Genomic DNA, 21,194 nt, shown 5'->3' with positions numbered 1-21,194 from the left:
ATGTGCGGACTCGGGCGCTAGACGTCCGTGCCGGTCCCGGCGGACATCCGCGAGACGTAGTCCGCGAAGGTCGGGTCGCCGAGGATGGCGATGGCCGCGACCGTCAGCGAGAGCACGACCGTCGCGACGATGCCGAGGATCGGCACCAGCACGGCGCGCCTGCCTGCTCGCAGCCGGCGGATCGAGATCCAGACCGCGAAGGCGACGATCAGCGCCTGCGCCAGGGCGACGACCAGTCCGAGAGTGCGGGCCAGCTCGGGCGAGGCGTAGGTGCCGATGCCCTGGCTCGTGTAGAGCTCGGAGAGCGTGGTCGCGAAGCTCGAAGGATCGAGCAGCGTCGGCACGGCGAAGAAGACGCCGAGCGCCAGCAGGATGATCGTGATCAGCCGGTCGACGGGGTGCGCCACGGTCTTCGCGGACGGGGCGGTCGCGGGCCGCGGATCCGTCTCGGACCCCCGCGGGTCCGGGACGACGACGGCGTCCTCCGGAGGCGTCCACGACCAGCCGGGCGGCGCGTACTCGCCGTACTGCGGTTCCGGGCGCGGGGAGCCGCTCGGCTGGTCGTGTGCGTTCGTCACGGAGCGGTGCCCTACTTGCCGGAGTGGCCGGCGGAGCCGAGCTGGCGGGTCGCCTCTGCGACGCGGACGGCCATGGCGGACTCGGCGATCTTGCCCCACGAGCGCGGGTCGTAGACCTTCTTGTTGCCGACCTCGCCGTCGACCTTGAGGAAGCCGTCGTAGTTCTTCAGCACCGTGTCGGCGACCGAGCGGCTGAAGGCGTACTGGGTGTCGGTGTCGATGTTCATCTTCACGACGCCGTTGCGGACCGCCTCGGCGATCTCCTCGTCGGTCGAGCCGGAGCCGCCGTGGAAGACGAGGTCGAGCGGGAGCGCCTCGGTGCCGTACTTCTTCTGCAGGCCGTCCTGGATCTCGCGGAGCAGCTCGGGGCGCAGGCGCACGTTGCCGGGCTTGTAGACGCCGTGGACGTTGCCGAAGGTCAGCGCGGCCATGTAGCGGCCCTGCTCGCCGAAGCCGAGGGCCTCGACGGTCGCGATCGCGTCGTCGAGCGTCGTGTAGAGGTGCTCGTTGATGTCGTGCGAGACGCCGTCCTCCTCGCCGCCGACGACGCCGATCTCGACCTCGAGGATCGCGTTGATCGCCTTCACGCGCGGCAGGATCTCCTGGGCGATCTTCAGGTTCTCGTCGAGGGGCACGGCCGAGCCGTCCCACATGTGCGACTGGAAGAGCGGCTCGCGACCGGCCTTGACCTCCTCCTCGGAGGCGGCGATCAGCGGGTAGACGAAGCCCTCGAGCGCGTTCTGCGGGCAGTGGTCGGTGTGCAGCGCGACCGTGACCGGGTAGTTCTTGGCGACCTCGGTGGCGAACTTCGCGAAGGCGATCGCACCGGCGGCGCGGTTCTTGACCGTGTGGCCGGCGAAGTAGTCGGCGCCTCCGGTCGTGACCTGGATGATGCCGTCCGAGCCGGCCTCGGAGAGGCCTTGCAGCACCGAGTTGATGGTCTGCGAGGAGGAGACGTTGAACGCGGGGTACGCGAAGCCGCCCTTCTTCGCCTTGTCGAGCATCTCTGCGTACTGGTCCGGGGTAGCGACGGGCATGGCATCTCCTTTGACGGATGAACGGGAGGGGGTCGGGCGAGGCCCGCGTCGGCGTCGAGTCTAGCGAGGCGGCTCCGGGGCTTCCCCCGGGCGCGGGGCACGCCTCGGATAGACTCCGCTCCGGGATGGGGATCCGCTCCGCGGGTCCTGCGACGACGCCGTCTGCACGAACTCGAACGCGAAGGACTCCGCGCTGTGACCGAAATCGACCACGACTCGCTCTACCTCCACCCGGACCGCAACCTCGGCATGGAGCTCGTCCGAGCCACCGAGGCCGCGGCGATCCGCGCCGTCCCCTTCATCGGCAAGGGTGACAAGAACGCCGCCGACGGCGCCGCCGTCGATGCGATGCGCACCTTCCTCGGCACCGTGAACTTCGACGGGGTCGTCGTCATCGGCGAGGGCGAGAAGGACAACGCGCCGATGCTCTACAACGGCGAGCACGTCGGCAACGGCTCCGGGCCGGCCGCCGACATCGCCGTCGACCCGATCGACGGCACCTCGCTGACCGCCGCCGGCCGGCAGAACGCGCTCTCGATGATCGCCGTCGCCGACCGCGGCGCGATGTTCGACCCGTCCGCCGTCTTCTACATGGAGAAGATCGTCACCGGGCCCGAGGGCGTCGGGATCATCGACATCGAGCGCCCGATCGGCGAGAACATCCGCGCGCTGGCGCGTGCCAAGCGCAAGCCCGTCGACGAGATGCGCATCGCGGTGCTCGACCGCCCGCGGCACGCCCAGCTAATCGACGACATCCGCGCCGCCGGCGCCGGGACGCGGCTGCTGCTCGACGGCGACGTCGCGGGCGGCATCAACGCGGCGCGGCACGACTCCCGCGTCGACATGTGCGTCGGCACCGGAGGCACGCCCGAGGGCATCATCACCGCCTGCGCCATCCGCGCGCTGGGCGGCGTGATCCAGGGCATCCTCCGCCCGAAGGACGACGACGAGCGCCAGCGCGCGATCGACGCCGGCCACGACCTCGACCGGGTGCTGCACGCAAACGACCTGGTCCGCAGCGACAACACCTACTTCGTCGCCACCGGCGTGACCAACGGCGGGCTGGTGAAGGGCGTTCGCAAGGAGGGCCACATCATCACCACGGAGTCGATCGTCCTGCGCTCGCGCTCGGGCACGATCCGCCGCGTGACGGCCCAGCACCTCGCGGAGAAGTGGGTCTAGGCAGCCGCTGCCACATGCTGGTCGAGTAGCCGCGCAGCGGCGCACCCATGCTGGTCGAGTAGCCGCGCAGCGGCGTATCGAGACCCGGCGTCCCGCATGGGTGGATCTCGATACGCGCCCTGCGGGCGCTACTCGATCAGCATGCAGGGGCACGCCCTGTCCGATGGTCGAGCCGCCGCGGAGCGGCGCCCCCATGCTGGAGCCGCCGCGGAGCGGCGCCCCCATGCTGGAGCCGCCGCGGGGCGGCGCCCCCATGCTGGGGCCGCCGCGGGGCGGCGCCCCCATGCTGGTCGAGTAGCCGCGCAGCGGCGTATCGAGACCCGGCGGCTCAGGCCGTTCGCTCGTCCGGGGCGAGGAGCTCGACGGCCGTCAGCCGCCGCGGGGACGCCGTGACGCCGCCGGCCGGCGCGATCACGCGGGACTCGTCGAGGGTGTCGAACTGGCGCGCGGTGACGAGGACGCGGGTCTCCAGCGAGCCGGCGAAGGCGTTGTAGGAGTCGACGGTCTTCTCGATCGAGCGGCGCAGCCCCTCCGCGTGGTCGGCGAGCGTGGCGAGCCGCGCGTAGAGGGTCTTGCCGAGGTCAAGCAGCCGCTTCGCGTCGTCGGTCAGGACGTCCTGCTGCCAGGTGTAGGCGACGGTCTTCAGCACCGACCAGAGCGTCACCGGCGACGCGAGCGCGACGCGCTTGCGGAAGGCGTACTCCAGCAGCGTCGGGTCGGCGTCCAGCGCGCTCGCGAGCAGCGGCTCACTCGGGATGAAGGCGATGACGAACTCCGGGCTCGCCGGCAGTCCGGTCCAGTAGGCGCGCCCCGCGAGGGCGTCGATGTGCCCGCGCAGGGCGCGCACGTGCGCGCGCAGCAGCCCGGCGCGCCGTGCCTCCTCCTCGGCGCCCGCGCCAGCGGGGATCGCGCTCGCCTCGAGGTACGCGTCGAACGGCACCTTCGCGTCGACGGCGATCGCCTTGCCGCCCGGGAGGCGCACGACCATGTCGGCACGTCCCTTCCCGCCCTCGCCCTCCAGGCCGAACTGCACGTCGAAGTCGACCCGCTGGGTCAGCCCGGCCGCCTCGACCACGTTGCGCAGCTGCGTCTCGCCCCAGGCGCCGCGGCTCGCGCTCGAGCGCAGCGCGGAGGCGAGCGTCTCGGTCGTCGAGCGGAGCCGCTCGCCGGCCAGCCGCTGGCCCTCGAGCTGCTCGGTGATGGCGCCGAACTGCGCGGCGCGCTCGCTCTCGAGACGGCGCACCGACTCCTGCATCCCGCGCAGGCTCTCGGCGACGGGGGAGAGGGTCTGCAGGATCCGCGCGTCGTGGCGCTCGCGCTCGGCGACCACCCGAAGCTGCTCCTGCAGCTCACGGATCTGATCGCGGGCGGAGCCGAGGTGCTCGCGGTGCTGCTCGACGACGGACTCGTGCCGCTCCTCGAGCCCCTCGGCCCGCGCCTGCGCGGTGGCCAGCTCGAGGGCGAGCGCGGTGTCGGGAGTGCGGGCGCGGGCGAGCAGCACCGCGACGACGGCGGCGAGGAGCGCACCGACGACGAGGCCGAGGACGAAGCTGAGTTCCATGCGCCGAGGAGACCACGGACCTCCGACATCCGAGCGGCGGCGCTCCGGAGCGGCCCGTCTGACCCTCGGAAGGGTGGCCCGAGCGGAAGGCAGCGGAGTCGGCGGTTGCCCCTAGGCTTCGGGACCATGGGGAATCACCGCCGTCCTTCGCGCCTGCTCACCGCCGCGCTCGCCCTCGCCGTCGGTCTCGGCACCGCTCTCGTCCCGGTCGCCGCGGCGTCCGCGGCCGACGAGACGCTGCCGCCCGCGTCCGTCCTCGTCGATCCGGGAGCGGGGGAGGCGCGGGCCACCGCCGCCGACGGCTCCGTCCTGCCCGACGTCAAGGTCCAGTACGAGGCGAGCAGCACCAAGAGCTTCCGCGCGGGCTACATCTTCAGCGACGCGAACTTCTTCGACAGCGACGCCCGCTCGGCCCCGCAGATGCAGGCGCTCCTGGACGACAAGGGCCGCAACTGCTCCGGCACGCCCAACGGCGTGCCCTGCCTCAAGGCCTTCAGCCAGGTGACGCCCTCGAAGGCCGCCGACGCGATGTGCAGCGCCTACAGCGGCGGCTCCGTCGAGTCCGCGGCGACGATCTTCACCCGCGTCGGGCTGGCCTGCGGCATCAGCCCGCTCGTGCTCGCGGTCCTGGTGCAGAAGGAGACGAGCCTCGTCACCACGACGAGCCCCACCGAGCGCCTCTACAACCGCGCGACCGGCTTCAACTGCCCCGACTCCACCGGCTGCGACAACGGCTCCGCCGGCTTCTTCACCCAGGTCTACGGCGCGGCCCGCCAGTTCAAGAAGTACGCGAACCCGCCCGGCTCCGGCTCGAACTTCACCGCGTACGCCGCGGGCACCACGCCGAACATCCTCTTCAACCCGGACACGTCCTGCGGCTCGACGCCGGTCGCCATCCGCAACCAGGCCACGGCGAACCTCTACTACTACACGCCGTACCAGCCCAACGACTACGCGCTGACGAACACCGGCAACCAGGCGTGCGCCACCTACGGCAACATCAACTTCTGGTACATCTTCAGCGACTGGAACGGCTCGCTCGCCAACGCCGGCGTCGCCCCGGCCGGTCGTGTCGACGCCCCCAGGATCTCGGGCGGCACGCTGACCGCCTCCGGCTGGGCCGTCGACCCGACGACCCAGCGCGCGCAGCTCGCCACCACCGTCACGATCACCGCGCCCGACGGCTCGAAGACCGTCCGCACCCCGACCGCGAACGCCTCCCGCGGCGACATCCCGGGCGAGTACCCGGCCGCCGGCGGGAACCACGGCTTCTCCGCGACCGCCCCCGCCTCGGCCGCCGGCACCTACACGGTCTGCGCCAGCGCGGCCTCCGTGGACTGGAACCTCTGGACCGGCTCGGGCGACGCCAAGGCGCCCGGCACGAAGGACCTCGGCTGCTCGAGCGTCTCGAACGGACCGCAGATCGCCGTCCAGCGGCTCGCCGGCACCGACCGGCAGGACACCGCCGTGCAGGTCTCGAAGGCGACCTTCAAGGCGAACGTCCCCGTCGTCTACATCGCCACCGGCGCCTCGTTCCCCGACGCGCTGAGCGCCGCTCCGGCCGCCGCCAAGCAGGGCGGCCCGCTCCTGCTGGTCGACCGCGACTCGATGTCGCAGCCGGTCCGCGCCGAGCTGACCCGCCTGAAGCCGGGCAAGATCGTCGTCGTCGGCTCCGCGCTGAGCGTCGGCGACGCCCTCCTGCAGGACCTCAAGCAGTACGTGCGGGGCGGAGCGACCCCGACCCGCCTCGGCGGCGTCGACCGCTACGACACCGCGAAGAAGGTCGTGCAGTACGCCTTCTCCGACGGATCCAGCCAGGCCTGGCTGGCCACGGGCGAGAAGTTCCCGGACGCCCTCGGCGCCAGCGCCGCGGCCGGCTCGGTGGACGCTCCGGTGCTCCTGGTCAACGGCGGGCTGTCGACCGCCGACGCCACCACGAAGAGCCTGGTCTCGCAGCTCGGCGTCCGCTCGCTCACCATCGCGGGCGACTCGCTCGCGGTGAGCGACGGCATCGAGCGCTCGCTCGCCGTCGCCTCGAAGACCCGCATCGCCGGCTCCGACCGCTACGACACTTCGGAGCAGCTCAACCGGGCCGCGTTCAAGCAGGAGAGCACGGTCTACTTCGCGACGGGCGAGAACTTCCCCGACGCGCTCTCCGGAGCGACCGCCGCCGGCTACACCTCGAGTCCTCTCTTCGCCGTGCGGCCGGACTGCGTGCCCCAGGCCGTGCTGAACGACCTCACCGCGTTCGGCACCAAGAAGGTCGTCCTCCTGGGCGGTCCGAACACGCTGTCGGACGCGGTCGCGCGGCTCACGCCCTGCGGCTGATGCTCCGGCGCACGGCCGCTAGCGTGGAGGGATGAGCTCGGCCGATCCCTCCCCGGCCACCGCCTCCCCGTCCGTCGTGCGACGTCGGCGGGGAGGGGCGGCGGCCCTCGCCGCCCTCGCGGTCGTGCTGCTGCTCCCCGGAGCGACGGACCTCGGCGCCGCAGCCGCTCCCGCGACCGAGGTGCCGAGCATCCGGATGTGGACCGACCTGGCCGGCGGCGTCGACGGCTCGGGCTTCGACCCCGGCGACATCGTCTCGGACGAGGTCTTCTTCGACGGCCACGCCCTCGGGCCGCTGACGATCCAGGCGTTCCTCAACGCGCGGGTGCCCTCCTGCGCGGGGACCGACGTGCCGTGCCTCCGCGACTACGCCGAGGACACCGGCGACGTCGCCGCCGACGAGCAGTGCGCCGCCTACACCGGCGACGAGGACAGCTCCGCCGCGGAGATCATCGCCTTCGTCGCGGGCGCCTGCGATGTCAGCCCCGCCGTGCTGCTGACGCTGCTGCAGAAGGAGCAGTCGCTCGTCACCGACAGCGCGCCGAGCGAGCGCCAGTTCCGCAGCGCCACCGGCTACGGCTGCCCGGACACGGCGGACTGCGACACCGACTACTTCGGCTTCTTCGGCCAGGTCTACGGCGCGGCCTGGCAGTTCCAGCGCTACCGCAACCCCGAGAGCAGCTTCGACTGGTACCCGGTCGGCGAGACCAGCGCGATCCAGTACTCGCCCGACGCCGCCTGCGGGACGGCTCCGGTGCGGGTCGAGAACGCTGCCACGGCGGGGCTCTACTACTACACGCCCTACCAGCCGAACGCGGCGGCGATGAGCGACCTCTACGGCTCGGGCGACGCCTGCTCGGCTTACGGCAACCGCAACTTCTGGCGCATCTTCAGCAACTGGTTCGGCGACCCGCGTGCGGGGGAGTGAGGGGTCTGCCGGGGGTCAGGCGGCGATCGGCGCCTTCGGCCGCAGGCGCTTGACCGACACCCCGGCCAGCTCGCCGAGCTCGGCCAGGCTGCCGGCGCCGTGCCGGCGGGCGGCGTGCACGACGATCGCGGCGCAGGCCTCGGCGTCGGCCGACGCGTCGTGGTGGCGGAAGTCGTCGTAGCCGGCGGCGAAGGCGACGGACGGCAGGCGGTAGGACTCGAGCTGGTAGGTCTTGCGGGCGAGCTGGAGCGAGCAGAGGTAGTCGTACGCGGGGAGCTCGAGCGCCGTCGCGGCGCAGGCGGCGCGGATGACGCTCATGTCGAAGCCGGCGTTGTGCGCGACGAAGACGTCCTCGCCGGCGAAGGCGACCAGGTCGTCGAACTGCTCGACCCAGGAGGCGGCCGCGTGCACGTCGTGCTTGCGGATGCCGTGGATGCGGGTGTTCCACTCGAGGAAGTCGTCGTAGCCGTAGGGCGGGCGGATGAGCCAGCCCGCGCGATCGACGACGCGGCCGTCGCGGACCTTGACGAGGCCGACCGAGCAGGCGGACGCTCCGTGCGAGTTGGCGGTCTCGAAGTCGATGGCGGTGAAGTCGATGGGCACGCCTTCACCCTCTCACGCACCTCCGACGCCGCCCGGACCGGCACGCGGCGCCCCCGCGACCACGCCGTAGGATGGATGCCCGTGGCTCTCACTATCGCAATCGTCGGACTCCCCAACGTCGGCAAGTCGACGCTCTTCAACGCGCTGACCAAGAACACGGTGCTCGCCGCGAACTACCCGTTCGCGACGATCGAGCCCAACGTCGGAGTCGTGAACCTGCCCGACTCCCGCCTCGAGGTGCTGGCCGGCATCTTCGGCTCGGAGCGCATCCTCCCCGCGCCGGTGTCGTTCGTCGACATCGCCGGCATCGTCCGCGGCGCCTCGGAGGGCGAGGGCCTGGGCAACAAGTTCCTCGCCAACATCCGCGAGGCCGACGCGATCGCGCAGGTCATCCGCGGCTTCGAGGACGCCGACGTCGTGCACGTCGACGGCAAGGTCGACGCCGCGAGCGACATGGAGACGATCAACACCGAGCTCGTCCTCGCCGACCTGCAGACCCTCGAGAAGGCCGAGGCGCGGTACGAGAAGGAGCTCAAGGGCAGGAAGATCGAGCCGATCGTGCTCGAGACGGCGAAGAAGGCGCGCGAGTTCCTCGACTCCGGCAAGCCGCTCTCGGCGTCCTCGATCGAGCTCGAGCCGATCCGCGAGCTGGGCCTGCTCACCGCGAAGCCCTTCATCTACGTCTTCAACGTCGACGAGGCCGTGCTGACCGACGACGCGCGCAAGGCCGAGCTGGCCGCGCTGGTCGCCCCCGCGCACGCGATCTTCCTCGACGCGAAGATCGAGTCCGAGCTGATCGACCTCGACGAGGCCGACGCGGCGGAGATGCTCGAGTCCACCGGCCAGACCGAGTCTGGCCTCAACCAGCTCGCGAGCATCGGCTTCGACACCCTCGGTCTGCAGACCTACTTGACGGCGGGCCCGAAGGAGACGCGCGCCTGGACGATCGGCAAGGGCTGGACCGCCCCGCAGGCGGCCGGCGTGATCCACACCGACTTCCAGAAGGGCTTCATCAAGGCTGAGATCATCTCGTTCGACGACCTCGTCGAGACCGGCTCGATCGCCGAGGCCCGCGCCAAGGGCAAGGCCCGCATCGAGGGCAAGGACTACGTGATGCAGGACGGCGACGTGGTGGAGTTCCGCTTCAACGTGTGACACTTCGGCGAGCCGCGGCTCGCGGGACGGTCTCCGGCTCGCAGGATCTCGACGATCCGGCGAGCCGGACGTGTTTCTGCGAGCCGGAGGTCGGTCGACAGTTCGGTAGACGCCGGCGATGAGTTCTGGCATCATCCCGGTATGACGTCGCGATGGCTCACGGATGCTCGGGACGCGCGCACTCGGTCCGAGTTCAGCGCGGTGCCTGCCGACGCGCCGTCGAGCGACGGTCCTGAGGACGAGGCCGATCGGCGAGTGGAGGCGGGCGGCGTAGGACCTCTCTCTGCTCGAGCGCGCGAGCGGTACGCAGGTCTGCTCGCCCGGCTCGGCCGCTGACGAGGCAGCGCGGCGACGAGTCGTGTCAGTTCAGGACGTCGCCGATGATCCAGCTGGAGAGGCCGACCAGCGTGCACACGCCGACGACGACCCAGGCGACGGTGCGGCGGGTGGACCGGGCCACCGCCTCCGAGGTGCGCGGGGTCGGCCGAAGCGGCGCGACGTAGGCGGGCGGGGCCTCCGTGGCGCCGGGGATCAGCCGGGGCAGCGTCACCGGAGGGCCGTCCACCCAGTCCGCCGGCAGCTCGGCGGCACGGGCGGCCTGGAGGGTCAGCTCGGCCTTCAGCGGGGAGCCCTGCAGGGTGCAGTAGGCGACCGCGGTGAGGCCGAGGCCGGCCAGGTGGCGGAGGGTGGGCGCGAACTGCTCGGACGTCGCCGCGGTCAGCTCGCCGACGCGGTCGCCGTCGAGGCGCACCTCGACGAGACCGTCGGCGAGGTGCAGCGTCACGAGGAGGAGGCCGCGGCCGCCCTCGGGGACCACCGCGGTGAGGCGGACGAAGTGCTCGTCTTCACGCTGCACCTGCAGGGCGCGACCCCAGGGGAGGATCGAGTAGCGCTCCTCCGGCGGCGCGTTGAGCGGGACCAGCAGCTCGGGAGCGACCAGGGCGACCTTCACCGAGGCGCGCAGGCCGTCCTCCGTCCGCTCGGCGCGGAGTCGTGCTGTCGTCGTGGGGGCGGCGCGGCCGGCGACCACGCGGGAGAGCCCGGTGAACCCGGGGGCACGGCGATAGGCGTCGGGGAGGTAGCCGATCACGCGGCCGCCTGCACGGACGGACACCGCGGGGGTACCGGAGGGGTGGTCGGGCTCGGGGACGAGGACGACGTCGAGCGTCTGCTCCGAAACCTCGCCGATGCGCAGCGGGCGGCCGACGACGGCGGCGATCTCCTCGATCCGCTCGGCCTCGTCGGTCGCGTCGACGGTCGGGGTGCCGGCGGAGTTCGGGAGGCGGTACTCGACGTGCTCGGCGGCGACCGGGGCGGCGACCGGGACGGCGACCGGAGCGTCGTCCGCGGAGCGGCGGGCATCCGTCCACTGCGTGCCGTCCCACCAGCGGAGGGACTCCGGGTGGTCGTCATCGCGGTACCAGCCCGCAGGTGCGGCGCGTTCGTCGTCCACCGGGTCCCCGTTCTCTCGGCCCGTCGAGTCTACGAGGCGGCGTCGGCGCCGCGAGTCCGCAGAAGTTGCGGTAGTCGCGCTCGACTACCGCAACTTTGGAGGAGTGGAGTGAGCCGGTCGGCGCGGAGGTCCTCGGCTCCGCAGGAGTTGTCGGACCGGCTGCTCGAGTACGCCGACTTCCGCGGAGTGGCCAGCGGGCCGCCGGCGAAGGGGCGAGTCCTCAGAAGTTGCGGTAGTCGCGCTCGACTACCGCAACTTTCGAGGAGTGGAGCAAGGCGGTCGGCGCGCTCAGAGGGCCGGGTCGTCCTCGGCCGGGTCCTCGGGCGCGAACGCGGCGAGCTGTGCGGAGGCGCTGCCACAGCTGCGGAGGGCCGGCGCACTGTCCAGCGCGACGGAGAGGAGGCCGCTCACATGCCGGGCGTGGCCGCGATTGATCGGGGCGGGGTCCTCGAGGACCTCCACCAGTCGGTGGAGCACGGCGCAGGTGTCCGGACGCGACATGCGAACAACCGTATTGGCGCCCGTCGCGCCCCGGTAGAGGCGATCCGCGCCAGACCCCCCGTCTAGGCTTCGGGGATGACTCGATTCGAAGGCACCGTCGTCCTCGTGCTCGGTGCCTCCGGCGGGCTCGGGCGCCTGCTCGCGGACGAGCTGGAGCGCAACGGCGCGACGGTGGTCCGCTCGGGCCGCGATGCCGTTGCTCTCGGTGACGCGCCCCTCGTGGCCGATCTGCTCGGCGAGGACGCTCCGCAGCGTGTCGTCGACGAGGTCGTCCGCCGGCACGGCCGACTCGACGGCGTCGTCGTGGCGGCCGGCGTCGTCGCCTTCGGGCCGTCAGCCGAGCTGGACCCGGCGGTGCTCGAGGAGCTCGTCGACGTCAACGCGCTCGCGCCGATCCGTGTGCTGACCGCGTCGTTCGCCGCGCTGTCCGCCTCTGACCGGCAGCCGTTCGCGGTGACGATCAGCGGAGTGGTCGCCGAGGCGCCGACCGCAGGTCTCGCCGCGTACTCCGCGTCCAAGGCGGCCCTGTACTCGTTCGTCCGGGCGTCGGCGCGGGAGTACAAGAAGGCGGGGATCCTCCTGCTCGACGCGCGCCCCGGCCACACCGAGACGGCGCTGGCGCAGCACCCGCTCGCCGGCACTGCGCCGCGCTTCGGCGCGGGTCACTCGCCGGAGTCGGTCGCCGCGCGCATCGTCCGCGCGATCGAGGACGGCGTGACGGATCTGCCGCCCGCGGCCTTCGACGCCTGACGTCCCTGCGTGCGCCCAGCGGCACCTCGAACAGTCTTGATCGGTAGCACGGTGCTACATTCGAACGGTGACCAGGTCCAGCCAGCCGACCCGCCTGCCCGCCGACGTCTACGAGTCGGCGGTCACCGCAGCGCGGGTCGCCTCGCGCACGGTGCCTCAGCAGATCGCGCACTGGGCGCGGATCGGCAGGGAGCTGGAGATGTCTCCCCAGGTCAACAGTCGCGCGATCGCCGAGGTCCTCGCGGGAGCGATCGCCTACGACGCTCTTCGGGAGCACGAGCAGGCCGTGGTGCGCAAGGAGTGGGCGGATCGGATGACAGCCCTGCGCGGCGGCCTGAACTACGCTGCCGGATTCGAGGCGTCCGGGGAGTCCTACTCCGAGGTCGATGACAACGGCGACCTCGTCATCCATCCCGCTCGCTCCTGATGCCGCTGCTGCACCTCCTCGCCGGCCCGAACGGAGCGGGGAAGTCGACCTACGTCCGCGATGTCCTGATGCCGACGACCCACCTGCCGTTCATCAACGCGGACGAGATCGCGGCGGAGCGATGGCCCGGTGGTGAGGCAGAGCACGCCTACGAGGCGGCGCGGATCGCGGAGGCCCGTCGCAGGGAGATGCTCGCCGCCGGGGAGTCGTTCCTCTCCGAGACGGTGTTCTCCCATCCGAGCAAGGTCGAGCTGTTGTCCGACGCCGTCGAGGCGGGCTACCTCGTCCACCTCCATGTCGTGATGGTTCCGGTCGAGCTGACCGTGCAACGGGTGCTGGAGCGGGTCCGTCGGGGCGGACACGTCGTGCCGGAGGAGAAGATCCGCGCCCGTTACGAGCGGCTGTGGAGCCACGTCAGGAGTGCGATCCCGGTCGCCGACGTCGTGGAGGTGCTCGACAACAGCAGTGCGCGAGAGCCGTTCCGTCTCTGCGCGACCTTCGAGCACGGGACGCTCGTCGGCGGCCCGCAGTGGCCGCGGTGGACTCCTGATGCACTCCGGGCCGTCTGAAGCACCGACATTGTTCGACGGGACGCCGGCGATGCACCGCTGAGGTCCTCGGCGGCCGTCCTCCACAGCTGCGAGAACTGCCGCGCTCTCCCCGGATGCGGGCATCGGGTCTCCGCGGGCCGTGGCCGCTCGGCAGCATCGACGCATGGGAATCCGTTATTACGCCTACGCCTTCGATGCCGACCTGACCGAGCGCGCGCTCGCCGATCCGCGGAGCGTCCTCAGCGACGATCCGCTCGCCGACGCCTGGGGGATGCCGAACGGAGCCGTGACCACCTGCACCGACTTCCGGCGGTCCGTCCCGGAGGGCGACATGCTCTACCTCGACAAGGCGTGGTCGGCGCTGCAGACGCTGACCGCTCCGCGATCGCCGGAGCAGCCGCCGCGGCCCGCACACCGGATGGTCGAGGGTCGGGTCACCGTGCGGGGGATGGGCTGGGACCCCTGCGTCCGGGCCGTCCCGCCGGACGAGGTCGCCGAGATCGCCGACGATCTGATCGCGCTCCGGTCGGAGGTGGAGGAGGAGCTGGCGGAGCATCCTGAGGGGGAGTACGCCCGCCAGTGCCTCGACCGCGCCGTGGAGTTCACGACCGGGGTCGCGCGCTCGGGTCGCGGCTTCGCCTACCTGATCGGCTAGGCGCGTGCCCGTGGGGATCAGGCCGTCGCGAACCGCTTGGCCGAGCGCTCGCGGGCCTTCGCCGCCTCGACCTCGCGGTCCTTCGGCGGTGCGGTCGTCACCAGGTCCTCGAGGAGGTGGCCCGTGATGTGGGCGATCTCGGCCACGGCGCGGTCGAAGGCCTCCTGATTCGCCTTCGACGGGCTGGTGGCGCCGCTGATCTTGCGGACGTACTGCAGGGCGGCGGCGTGCACCTCCTCGTCGGAGGCGGCGGGCGCGAAGTTGTGGAGGGTGTGGATGTTCCGGCACATGCGACGAGGGTACGACCGGGTGTGCCGCGGCGCGAGAGGGGCGGACACCCGCCGTTCACCGGAGCGTCGCACGGGCGCTCTAGCGTCGCTCCGTGCCCTCCGCCTCCGATCGCTCCCCCCGCTCCGACGCCGTCCTCGAGGCCGCTCCCGCTGCCCCCGACTCCGCCTCCGACGGTGCCCTCGTGCCCTCTCCCGAGCTGCTCCGCTCGCTCACTCCCGAGGACGCCCGCGACCTCGTCGTGCTCGACGAGGACGACGACGATCCGGTGCTGCTGCGCCGCGACGGCACGCAGATCGACACCTGGCGCGAGGGCTACCCCTACGACGAGCGGATGTCGCGCGAGGAGTACGAGGCCGGCAAGCGGCTGCTGCAGATCGAGCTGCTGAAGCTGCAGAACTGGATCAAGAAGCACGGCCGGCGCCTCGTCGTCGTCTTCGAGGGACGCGACGCCGCGGGCAAGGGCGGCACGATCAAGCGCTTCACCGAGCACCTCAATCCGCGCGGGGCCCGCGTGGTCGCGCTTGAGAAGCCGACCGAGCGGGAGGGCACGCAGTGGTACTTCCAGCGCTACGTCTCGCACCTGCCCGCCGCGGGCGAGATCGTGCTGTTCGACCGCTCCTGGTACAACCGCGCAGGGGTCGAGCGCGTGATGGGGTTCTGCACTCCGGAGCAGTACGACGAGTTCATCCGGCAGACGCCGCTGTTCGAGAGCATGCTGGTCGGCGAGGGGATCGACCTGGTCAAGCTCTGGTTCTCGGTCTCGGCCGAGGAGCAGCGCACCCGCTTCACCATCCGGATGATCGACCCGGTGCGGCAGTGGAAGCTCTCGCCGATGGACCTCGCCTCGCTCGACAAGTGGGGCGACTACACGGCGGCCAAGGAGGCGATGATGGCGGCGACCGACACGGCCGACGCCCCGTGGACCATCGTCAAGAGCAACGACAAGAAGCGCGCGCGGCTCGAGGCCATGCGCTACGTGCTGAGCCTCTACGACTACGACGGCCGGGACGACGAGGTCGTCTCGCCGCTCGGACCCGACCCGCTGATCGTCGGCTCGGCGGCGGACGTCTACGAGCGCGGCGAGCACGCGGCGACCGCGCGGGCATCGGACTAGCGCGAGACCGGCGGACGGGATCAGGGGGACGGGATCATGGGGGACAGGACGATGACGCACGACGCCGTGCAGGACCTGCCGGGAGTGCATCTGCGCTGGCTCGCGCTCGACGAGCAGAGCCTCGACGCCGGGCGTCTGCTGCCGCTGCTCGGCACGGCGGAGCGCGAGCGCTATCGCGCGACCGGGTCGGCGGCGGTGGCCGAGCGCTTCGTCTTCGGCCGGGTGCTGCTGCGGATGCTCGCGGGCGAGCTGCTCGGGCGACCGGCGACGGCGGTGCAGGTGTCGGCGCGCTGCGCCCGCTGCGGCGGAGCGCACGGGCGCCCCTGGATCGACGGTGCCGAGCACCTCTCCGTCAGCATCGCGCACTGCGCGGGCGCGGTCGTCGTCGCGGCGAGCAGCGCGGGGATCGTCGGGGTCGACGTGGAGCCCGTCGAGGGGCCGGCCGAGCGCGGCGTCGCGATCACGCGGATCGCCGGCGCCCCCTTCGCCACGGGCGGGTTCCGCGCGGCCGATCCGATCCTGCACTGGACCCGCATCGAGGCGGCGCTCAAGGCCGACGGCCGCGGGCTGGACGTCGATCCGCGCCGCGTCCGGATCCACGAGTCGCGCTTCGCCGCGGAGGCGCGGATCGACGAGTCGCGATTCCGGCTCGCCGAGCCGCGCCTCGACCCGTCGCTGCGGGTCAGCGTCGCGCTCGGCGACGCGATAGGAGGCGCCGGTCCGATCATCGGCTGGCGCCGGGAGCACGGCGACGCGCTCGAGGACTCGCTCGTCTCAGCGGGCGGCCGGTAGCGGCGGCAGCCGCACGTCGACCAGCCACGCGTCGAGCAGCGCCGCGACGCCAGGGGCCGCAGAACCGCCCGCGACCTCGGCGCAGAGCGCGCGGAAGTCGTCCTCGCTCACGATGCCGGAGGCGTGCCGCGCGGTCCAGGTGCGCAGGAGCCCGAAGAACGCCGCGTCACCGAGCCGCAGGCGAAGCGCGTGCAACGTCAGCGCGCCGCGCTTGTAGACGCGGTCGTCGAAGAGGTCCACCGGTCCCGGGTCGCCCAGCACGAGGTCCTGCCGCTGGAGCCGCAGGAGTGCGTGGTGCCGGCGGGCCTGGGCGTCGGCGCTGAGCCCGCCCGACTCCTCCGACCACAGCCACTCCGCGTAGCAGGCGAAGCCCTCGTTGAGCCAGATGTGCCGCCATCGGGCCAGGCCGACGCTGTTGCCGAACCACTGGTGCGCCAGCTCGTGCGCGATCAGCCGCTCCGAGCCGCCGCGGCCGTCGGCGTGATTGGCGCCGAACACCGCCATGCCCTGCGCCTCCAGCGGGATCTCGAGCTCGTCCGCGGTGACCACGACGGTGTACTGCCGGAACGGATAGGGGCCGAACACGCGGGAGAAGAAGGCGAGCATGTCGCTCAGCGGCGCGAAGTCGCGCGCGACGCGAGAGGCCAGGGCGGCCGGGCGCGCGAGCGTGACGGCGACTCCGGCGAGCAGCCGGTCCTCCAGGACGTAGCGCCCGATCTGCACCGACGCGAGGTAGCTCGCGGTCGGCTCCTGCTGCTCGTAGAGCCAGGTGCGCCGGCCCGAGCGCTCGCTCGTCTCGAGCAGCACGCCGTTCGCGAGGACGGAGTAGCCCTCCTCCGCGCTCACCCGGATCCGGTACGCCGCCTTGTCGGCGACGTCGTCGTTGCAGGGGTACCAGGTCGAGGCTCCCGAGGGCTGCGAGGCGACGAGCACGCCGTCGGCCAGCTCCTCCCAGCCCAGCTCGCCCCAGTGGCTGGCGCGCGGACCGGGGTGGCCGCCGTACTCGATCTCCACCATCGAGCTCTCGCCGGCCCCGAGCGGCTCGGCGGGCGTGATCCGGAGCTTGTGCGCGACCTGCTCGGCCCGTGCCTTGCGTCCGTCGACGCGCACCCGGGTCACCCGGAGGCGGCTGAGGTCGAGGGAGAAGCGGCGCAGCGGCTGCAGGGCGACGATCCGCAGCGTCGCGCGGCCCGCGAGCCGGTTGCTCGACACCCGGTAGTCGAGATCGAGGTCGTACGACTCGACGCGGTAACCCGTGTTGCCGATCCCCGACAGGTACGGGTCGCCCGCCGTCTCCAGACCGGTCTGCGCGGGGCTCACGCGACGGGCGCGTGGTAGTCGCCGACGCGCACCTCCCGCCACGGGCCGATCGGGTTGCCGCTCCAGCGGCTGCCGGCGGGCACGAGCTCGCCGCGCATCACGAGCGAGGCGGGGCCGACCGTGCCGTGCGCGGCGATCGTCGCCGCGGGGAGGATCACGCTGTGCGGGCCGAGCGTGGCGCCGATGTCGAGACTCACGAGATCCATACTCATGATTCGATCATGGAACAGGTGGGTCTGCACGACGCAGCCCCGGTTCACGGTCGCTCCGTCGCCCAGATCGACGAGATCGGCCTCGGGGAGCCAGTAGCTGTCGCACCAGACGCCGCGGCCGATCCGCGCGCCCAGGCTCCGCAGCCACCAGACCAGCGCGGGCGTGCCGGCTGCGGCGTGCGCGAACCAGGGCGCCGCGACCATCTCGGTGAAGGTGTCGGCCAGCTCGCTGCGCCAGACGAAGGAGGACCAGAGCGGGTGCTCGCTCGGGCGCACGCGCTGGATCAGGAGCCACTTCGCCGCGGTCGAGACGGCTGCGGCGACGGCGCCGGCCGCGAGCAGGACGACCCCGCCGACCACCGCCGTCGCGAGCGCCCCGATCGTCGGCACCAGCGCCAGCAGGGCCACGACGATTCCGAAGCCGATCGCGATCGAGACGACGACCGGCACGAAGCGCAGCAGCTCCCAGACGATCCGGGCGGCGCGGAGGCGTGCGGCCGGCCGGAAGGTGCGCGACGACTCCGCCTCGACGACGGTCCGCCGCAGCCGCACCGGCGGCGAGCCGAGCCAGGACGAGCCCGCCTTGGACTTGCGCGGCGCGGAGGAGAGCACCGCGACCAGTCCGCCGGCCGGCACCGTGTGGCCGGGCGCCGCCATGCCGGAGTTGCCGAGGAACGCGCGCTCGCCGATCTCGGCGCGGGCGAGCCGCATCCAGCCGCCGCCGAGGGCGTAGGAGGCGACGAGGGTGTCGTCGGCCAGGAAGGCGCCGTCGCGGATCGTCGTCATCGCGGGCAGCAGCAGCACGGTCGAGGCCTCGACGTCGCGGCCGACCTTCGCGCCGAGCAGCCGCAGCCAGACCGGAGTGAAGAGACCGGAGTAGAGCGGGAAGAGCAGCGTCCGGGCGTGGTCGAGCAGGCGCTCGGTCGACCAGACCTGCCAGCCGATCCGGCCGCGCACGGGATGAGTGCCGGCCTCGACGCCGCGGCCGAGCAGGCGCACGAGCACGACGACGAGCCCGGCCAGCACGACGCCGGTGACGGCGACCGCGGGGACGAGGGCGGCGAGGGCGCGGGGGAGTGCCTCCGGGAGATCGGCGGAGCCCTGCGTGGCGAGGGCGAGCGCACTCAGGCCCGCCGCGAAGGAGACCACGGGCACGGCGGCCAGTCCCACCGCCGAGACGGCGTAGGCCCAGAGCCACGACGTCGCCCGCGGTGGCCGCTCGGCGGGGAAGCCCGCACTCGCCTTGCCGACGCGCTGCGCGGGGGAGCCGCTCCAGCGCTGGCCGGCGGGCACCCGGCCGAAGACGGCGGAGCCGGGCTCGATCTGGGCGTTCTTCCCGATGCGGGTGCCGGGCAGCAGCGTGCTGCGCGCGCCGACCGTGCTGCCCGCGCCGACGCGGACCGCGCCGAGGCGCAGGACGTCGCCGTCGATCCAGTAGCCGGAGAGGTCGACCTCCGGTTCGATCGCGGCGCCGCGGCCGAGGGTCAGCATGCCGGTGAGCGGCGGCAGCGAGTGCAGGTCGACGTCGTCGGCGATCCGGGCGCCGAGGGCGCGAGCGTAGAGGGCGACCCAGGGGGCGCCGGCGAGGCTGACGGCACCGAGCTGGTGGGCGATCCGCTCCGCGAGCCACAGCCGCAGGTGCACGCCGCCGCCGCGCGGGTGGTCGCCCGCGCGCACGCCGCGCAGCAGTGCGCGGGCGGCCAGGACGGTGAGGCCCATCCGGCCGAACGGGGTGCAGAAGAGGGCGAACGCCACGACGAGCCACGCGACCGGGACGGTGGGCAGCCAGTCGAAGCCGGGCAGCAGGTCGAGCAGGGCGCAGGCCGTGAGCACCACCGTGGTCCAGCGGGCGCCGCCGAGCACGAGCAGCGGGGCGCCGAGCAGGGTCTGCAGCACCTGCATCCGGCGCGGGACCGGCGCGATCCGGTGGGTCGAGACCTCGCCGGCACCGGTCGCCCGGCTCGTGATCTCGGCCGACATCGCGGCGAGCCGCGGGTGAGCGTAGACGTCGGCGACGGTGAACTCCGGGTCGCGCTCGCGGATCCGGGCGACGAGCTGGGCGGCGGCGAGCGAGCCGCCGCCGAGGTCGAAGAAGTTGGCCTTCTCGTCGACCGGGACGCCGAGCACCTCGCGCCAGAGACCGGCGAGCCAGGCGGTCTCGGCGTCGAGTCCCGGATCCGCCGCTCCGCTGTCGGGCAGCGGCCAGGGCAGCGCGGCGCGGTCGACCTTGCCCGACACCCGCGTCGGCAGCTCGTCGACCACGGCCAGCAGCGGCACGAGCGCGGCCGGCAGCTCCTCGCGCAGGCGCGCCAGCGCGGCGTCGCGGTCCAGCTCGCGACCGCCGGCCAGGGCGAGGTAGCCGACGAGGACCTGGATCCCGGCGCCGGTGGTGCGGACGGCGGCGGCGGCGCCCGAGACTCCGGGCAGGCCCTGCAGCGCCGACTCGACCTCGCCGAGTTCGATGCGGCGGCCGCCGAGCTTGACCTGGTCGTCGGCGCGGCCCTGGAAGACGAGGCCGGCGCTCTCGAAGCGCACGAGGTCGCCGGAGCGGTAGGCGCGCTCCCAGCCGAGGGTCGGCGCGGGCGCGTACTTCTCGGCGTCCTTCGCCGGGTCGAGGTAGCGGGCCAGGCCGACGCCGCCGATGATCAGCTCGCCGACCTCGCCCTCCCCGACGCGATGGCCCTCGGGGTCGACGACGGCCAGCCGCCAGCCGTCCAGCGGCAGGCCGATCCGCACCGGGCCGGGCCCGCCGAGCGGAGCGGCGCAGGCGACGACGGTCGCCTCGGTGGGGCCGTAGGTGTTCCAGACCTCGCGGCCGTCGACGGCCAGGCGCTGCCCGAGCTCCGGCGGGCAGGCCTCGCCGCCGAAGATGAGCAGCCGGACGTTCTCGAGCGACTCGGCGGGCCAGAGCGCGGCGAGGGTCGGCACGGTCGAGACGACGGTGATGCCGTGCGTGGTCAGCCAGGGGCCGAGGTCCATGCCGCTGCGCACGAGCGAGCGCGGGGCGGGCACCAGGCAGGCTCCGTGCCGCCAGGCCAGCCACATCTCCTCGCAGGAGGCGTCGAACGCGACGGAGAGGCCTGCCAGCACGCGGTCGCCGGGGCCGAGGGGCTCGACCTGGAGGAAGACGCGGGCCTCGGCGTCGACGAAGGCGGCGGCCGAGCGGTGGCTGACGGCGACGCCCTTCGGCGTGCCGGTCGAGCCCGAGGTGAAGATGATCCAGGCGTCGTCCTCGAGGGTCGGCGGCTGCAGCAGCGGGATCGAGGCGGTGCTGGGGTGCGGCGCCGAGCCGGTGAACAGCCGCGCGGGCTCCGCATCGACCCGCTCGAAGCGGCCGGAGCCGGTGATGAGGCCGCGGACCGCCGCCTCGCCGAAGACGAGTCGGGCCCGCTCCTCGGGGTCATCGGCGTCGACCGGGACGTAGGCGGCGCCGGCCGCGAGGACGGCGAGGATCGCGAGGTACAGCTCGCGCGAGCCGCTGGCCATCCGCACGCCGACACGGTCGCCGCGGCGCACCCCGGAGGCGGTGAGCTCGGCGGCGGTGGCGACGACGCGGGCGAGCAGCTCGCGGTAGCTGAGAGCGCCGGCCGGGTCCTCGAGCGCGGACGCGTCGGGGTGGCGCTCGGCGGTGTCGCGCAGCACGTCGATCAAGGTGCGCGGCGCCGGGGCGAGTCCGCCGGCGTCGAGGAGATCCTGGGGATGCGCGGCCGTGCTCACGTGTGCTCTCCGTTCCGGCCGCGCGTCCGGGAGCACGTC

At 72.9% G+C, this 21,194-nt stretch carries 19 protein-coding genes; 10 read left to right on the top strand and 9 right to left on the bottom strand.

Going from position 1 to position 21,194, the window contains the following annotated elements; translation table 11 throughout:
- Positions 1 to 17 precede the first annotated feature (17 nt).
- Complete coding sequence (locus HQQ86_RS02740; RefSeq protein WP_173286280.1) at positions 18 to 578, bottom strand: DUF6264 family protein; 561 nt, start codon at positions 576 to 578, stop codon at positions 18 to 20.
- A gap of 11 nt (positions 579 to 589) precedes the next feature.
- Complete coding sequence (gene fbaA / locus HQQ86_RS02735) at positions 590 to 1,615, bottom strand: class II fructose-bisphosphate aldolase (RefSeq protein ID WP_123445424.1); 1,026 nt, start codon at positions 1,613 to 1,615, stop codon at positions 590 to 592.
- Between the two features lie 249 nt (positions 1,616 to 1,864).
- On the opposite strand from fbaA, the gene glpX reads away from it, so the two are divergent.
- On the top strand, positions 1,865 to 2,797 hold the full coding sequence (glpX, locus tag HQQ86_RS02730) for a class II fructose-bisphosphatase (RefSeq protein ID WP_123445977.1): 933 nt from the start codon (positions 1,865 to 1,867) through the stop codon (positions 2,795 to 2,797).
- 328 nt (positions 2,798 to 3,125) lie between these two features.
- Here glpX and HQQ86_RS02725 read toward each other — a convergent pair whose 3' ends face one another.
- Positions 3,126 to 4,358, bottom strand: coding sequence for a DNA recombination protein RmuC (locus tag HQQ86_RS02725; RefSeq protein WP_173286278.1), 1,233 nt, complete (start codon positions 4,356 to 4,358; stop codon positions 3,126 to 3,128).
- 126 nt (positions 4,359 to 4,484) lie between these two features.
- Between HQQ86_RS02725 and HQQ86_RS02720 the strand changes: the two genes are divergently transcribed.
- Complete coding sequence (locus HQQ86_RS02720) at positions 4,485 to 6,686, top strand: cell wall-binding repeat-containing protein (RefSeq protein ID WP_173286276.1); 2,202 nt, start codon at positions 4,485 to 4,487, stop codon at positions 6,684 to 6,686.
- A gap of 31 nt (positions 6,687 to 6,717) precedes the next feature.
- Positions 6,718 to 7,614 (top strand): hemagglutinin, encoded by an 897-nt coding sequence (locus HQQ86_RS02715; RefSeq protein WP_173286274.1) that lies wholly within the window; start codon positions 6,718 to 6,720, stop codon positions 7,612 to 7,614.
- Positions 7,615 to 7,629: 15 nt separating this feature from the next.
- Here the strand turns inward: HQQ86_RS02715 and HQQ86_RS02710 are convergent, their stop codons facing one another.
- Entirely contained in the window at positions 7,630 to 8,217 is a 588-nt protein-coding gene (locus HQQ86_RS02710; protein WP_173286272.1) for an exonuclease domain-containing protein, read from the bottom strand.
- Positions 8,218 to 8,298: 81 nt separating this feature from the next.
- On the opposite strand from HQQ86_RS02710, the gene ychF reads away from it, so the two are divergent.
- Positions 8,299 to 9,372, top strand: coding sequence for a redox-regulated ATPase YchF (gene ychF / locus HQQ86_RS02705; RefSeq protein ID WP_159985466.1), 1,074 nt, complete (start codon positions 8,299 to 8,301; stop codon positions 9,370 to 9,372).
- Between the two features lie 361 nt (positions 9,373 to 9,733).
- On the opposite strand, the gene HQQ86_RS02700 is transcribed toward ychF, so the two are convergent.
- Positions 9,734 to 10,825, bottom strand: coding sequence for a DUF2510 domain-containing protein (locus HQQ86_RS02700; RefSeq protein WP_173286270.1), 1,092 nt, complete (start codon positions 10,823 to 10,825; stop codon positions 9,734 to 9,736).
- Between the two features lie 288 nt (positions 10,826 to 11,113).
- Complete coding sequence (locus HQQ86_RS02695) at positions 11,114 to 11,326, bottom strand: hypothetical protein (RefSeq protein ID WP_173286268.1); 213 nt, start codon at positions 11,324 to 11,326, stop codon at positions 11,114 to 11,116.
- Between the two features lie 75 nt (positions 11,327 to 11,401).
- On the opposite strand from HQQ86_RS02695, the gene HQQ86_RS02690 reads away from it, so the two are divergent.
- The 4 genes from HQQ86_RS02690 (at position 11,402) to HQQ86_RS02675 (ending at position 13,709) form a co-directional block, all read left to right on the top strand.
- On the top strand, positions 11,402 to 12,076 hold the full coding sequence (locus HQQ86_RS02690; protein ID WP_173286266.1) for an SDR family oxidoreductase: 675 nt from the start codon (positions 11,402 to 11,404) through the stop codon (positions 12,074 to 12,076).
- A gap of 67 nt (positions 12,077 to 12,143) precedes the next feature.
- Positions 12,144 to 12,503, top strand: coding sequence for a hypothetical protein (locus HQQ86_RS02685; RefSeq protein ID WP_173286264.1), 360 nt, complete (start codon positions 12,144 to 12,146; stop codon positions 12,501 to 12,503).
- The gene (locus tag HQQ86_RS02680; RefSeq protein ID WP_173286262.1) at positions 12,503 to 13,072 is read left to right on the top strand and encodes a zeta toxin family protein; all 570 of its coding nucleotides are present in this window, start codon (positions 12,503 to 12,505) and stop codon (positions 13,070 to 13,072) included. Before HQQ86_RS02685 ends, HQQ86_RS02680 begins: the two co-directional genes overlap by 1 nt.
- A 145-nt stretch (positions 13,073 to 13,217) precedes the next feature.
- On the top strand, positions 13,218 to 13,709 hold the full coding sequence (locus HQQ86_RS02675) for a DUF1877 family protein (protein WP_173286260.1): 492 nt from the start codon (positions 13,218 to 13,220) through the stop codon (positions 13,707 to 13,709).
- A 17-nt stretch (positions 13,710 to 13,726) separates the two neighbouring features.
- On the opposite strand, the gene HQQ86_RS02670 is transcribed toward HQQ86_RS02675, so the two are convergent.
- Entirely contained in the window at positions 13,727 to 13,999 is a 273-nt protein-coding gene (locus HQQ86_RS02670; protein ID WP_173286258.1) for a DUF2277 domain-containing protein, read from the bottom strand.
- 239 nt (positions 14,000 to 14,238) lie between these two features.
- Between HQQ86_RS02670 and ppk2 the strand changes: the two genes are divergently transcribed.
- Complete coding sequence (gene ppk2 / locus HQQ86_RS02665; protein WP_320526840.1) at positions 14,239 to 15,114, top strand: polyphosphate kinase 2; 876 nt, start codon at positions 14,239 to 14,241, stop codon at positions 15,112 to 15,114.
- Between the two features lie 51 nt (positions 15,115 to 15,165).
- A complete protein-coding gene (locus HQQ86_RS02660; RefSeq protein WP_173286256.1) occupies positions 15,166 to 15,906 on the top strand; it encodes a 4'-phosphopantetheinyl transferase superfamily protein in 741 nt (246 codons plus the stop codon).
- Here HQQ86_RS02660 and HQQ86_RS02655 read toward each other — a convergent pair.
- Both HQQ86_RS02655 and HQQ86_RS02650 read right to left on the bottom strand, forming a co-directional pair.
- Positions 15,889 to 17,226 carry a M1 family metallopeptidase gene (locus HQQ86_RS02655; RefSeq protein WP_173286254.1) on the bottom strand — a complete coding sequence of 446 codons (1,338 nt, stop codon included), beginning with the start codon at positions 17,224 to 17,226 and terminating at the stop codon, positions 15,889 to 15,891. The two genes, HQQ86_RS02660 and HQQ86_RS02655, sit on opposite strands and share 18 nt — an antisense overlap.
- Positions 17,223 to 21,155, bottom strand: a complete 3,933-nt coding sequence (locus HQQ86_RS02650; RefSeq protein ID WP_367948524.1) for a Pls/PosA family non-ribosomal peptide synthetase — start codon at positions 21,153 to 21,155, stop codon at positions 17,223 to 17,225. The genes HQQ86_RS02655 and HQQ86_RS02650 overlap by 4 nt, the downstream gene beginning before the upstream one ends.
- Positions 21,156 to 21,194 lie beyond the last annotated feature (39 nt).

It is taken from the genome of Rathayibacter sp. VKM Ac-2857 (assembly GCF_013205025.1).
Lineage (GTDB): Bacteria > Actinomycetota > Actinomycetes > Actinomycetales > Microbacteriaceae > Rathayibacter.
The sequence above is the reverse complement of the archived record's forward strand: the minus strand, read 5'-3'. Positions and strand labels throughout refer to the sequence as shown.

What these genes read in the sequence shown, in the direction of transcription:
- fbaA (WP_123445424.1), bottom strand. Translation starts at nt 1,615, where the DNA reads ATGCCCGTCGCTACCCCGGACCAGTACGCAGAGATGCTCGACAAGGCG.
- glpX (WP_123445977.1), top strand. Translation starts at nt 1,865, where the DNA reads ATGGAGCTCGTCCGAGCCACCGAGGCCGCGGCGATCCGCGCCGTCCCC.
- HQQ86_RS02725 (WP_173286278.1), bottom strand. Translation starts at nt 4,358, where the DNA reads ATGGAACTCAGCTTCGTCCTCGGCCTCGTCGTCGGTGCGCTCCTCGCC.
- HQQ86_RS02720 (WP_173286276.1), top strand. Translation starts at nt 4,485, where the DNA reads ATGGGGAATCACCGCCGTCCTTCGCGCCTGCTCACCGCCGCGCTCGCC.
- HQQ86_RS02715 (WP_173286274.1), top strand. Translation starts at nt 6,718, where the DNA reads ATGAGCTCGGCCGATCCCTCCCCGGCCACCGCCTCCCCGTCCGTCGTG.
- HQQ86_RS02695 (WP_173286268.1), bottom strand. Translation starts at nt 11,326, where the DNA reads ATGTCGCGTCCGGACACCTGCGCCGTGCTCCACCGACTGGTGGAGGTC.
- HQQ86_RS02690 (WP_173286266.1), top strand. Translation starts at nt 11,402, where the DNA reads ATGACTCGATTCGAAGGCACCGTCGTCCTCGTGCTCGGTGCCTCCGGC.
- HQQ86_RS02680 (WP_173286262.1), top strand. Translation starts at nt 12,503, where the DNA reads ATGCCGCTGCTGCACCTCCTCGCCGGCCCGAACGGAGCGGGGAAGTCG.
- HQQ86_RS02675 (WP_173286260.1), top strand. Translation starts at nt 13,218, where the DNA reads ATGGGAATCCGTTATTACGCCTACGCCTTCGATGCCGACCTGACCGAG.
- HQQ86_RS02670 (WP_173286258.1), bottom strand. Translation starts at nt 13,999, where the DNA reads ATGTGCCGGAACATCCACACCCTCCACAACTTCGCGCCCGCCGCCTCC.
- HQQ86_RS02660 (WP_173286256.1), top strand. Translation starts at nt 15,166, where the DNA reads ATGACGCACGACGCCGTGCAGGACCTGCCGGGAGTGCATCTGCGCTGG.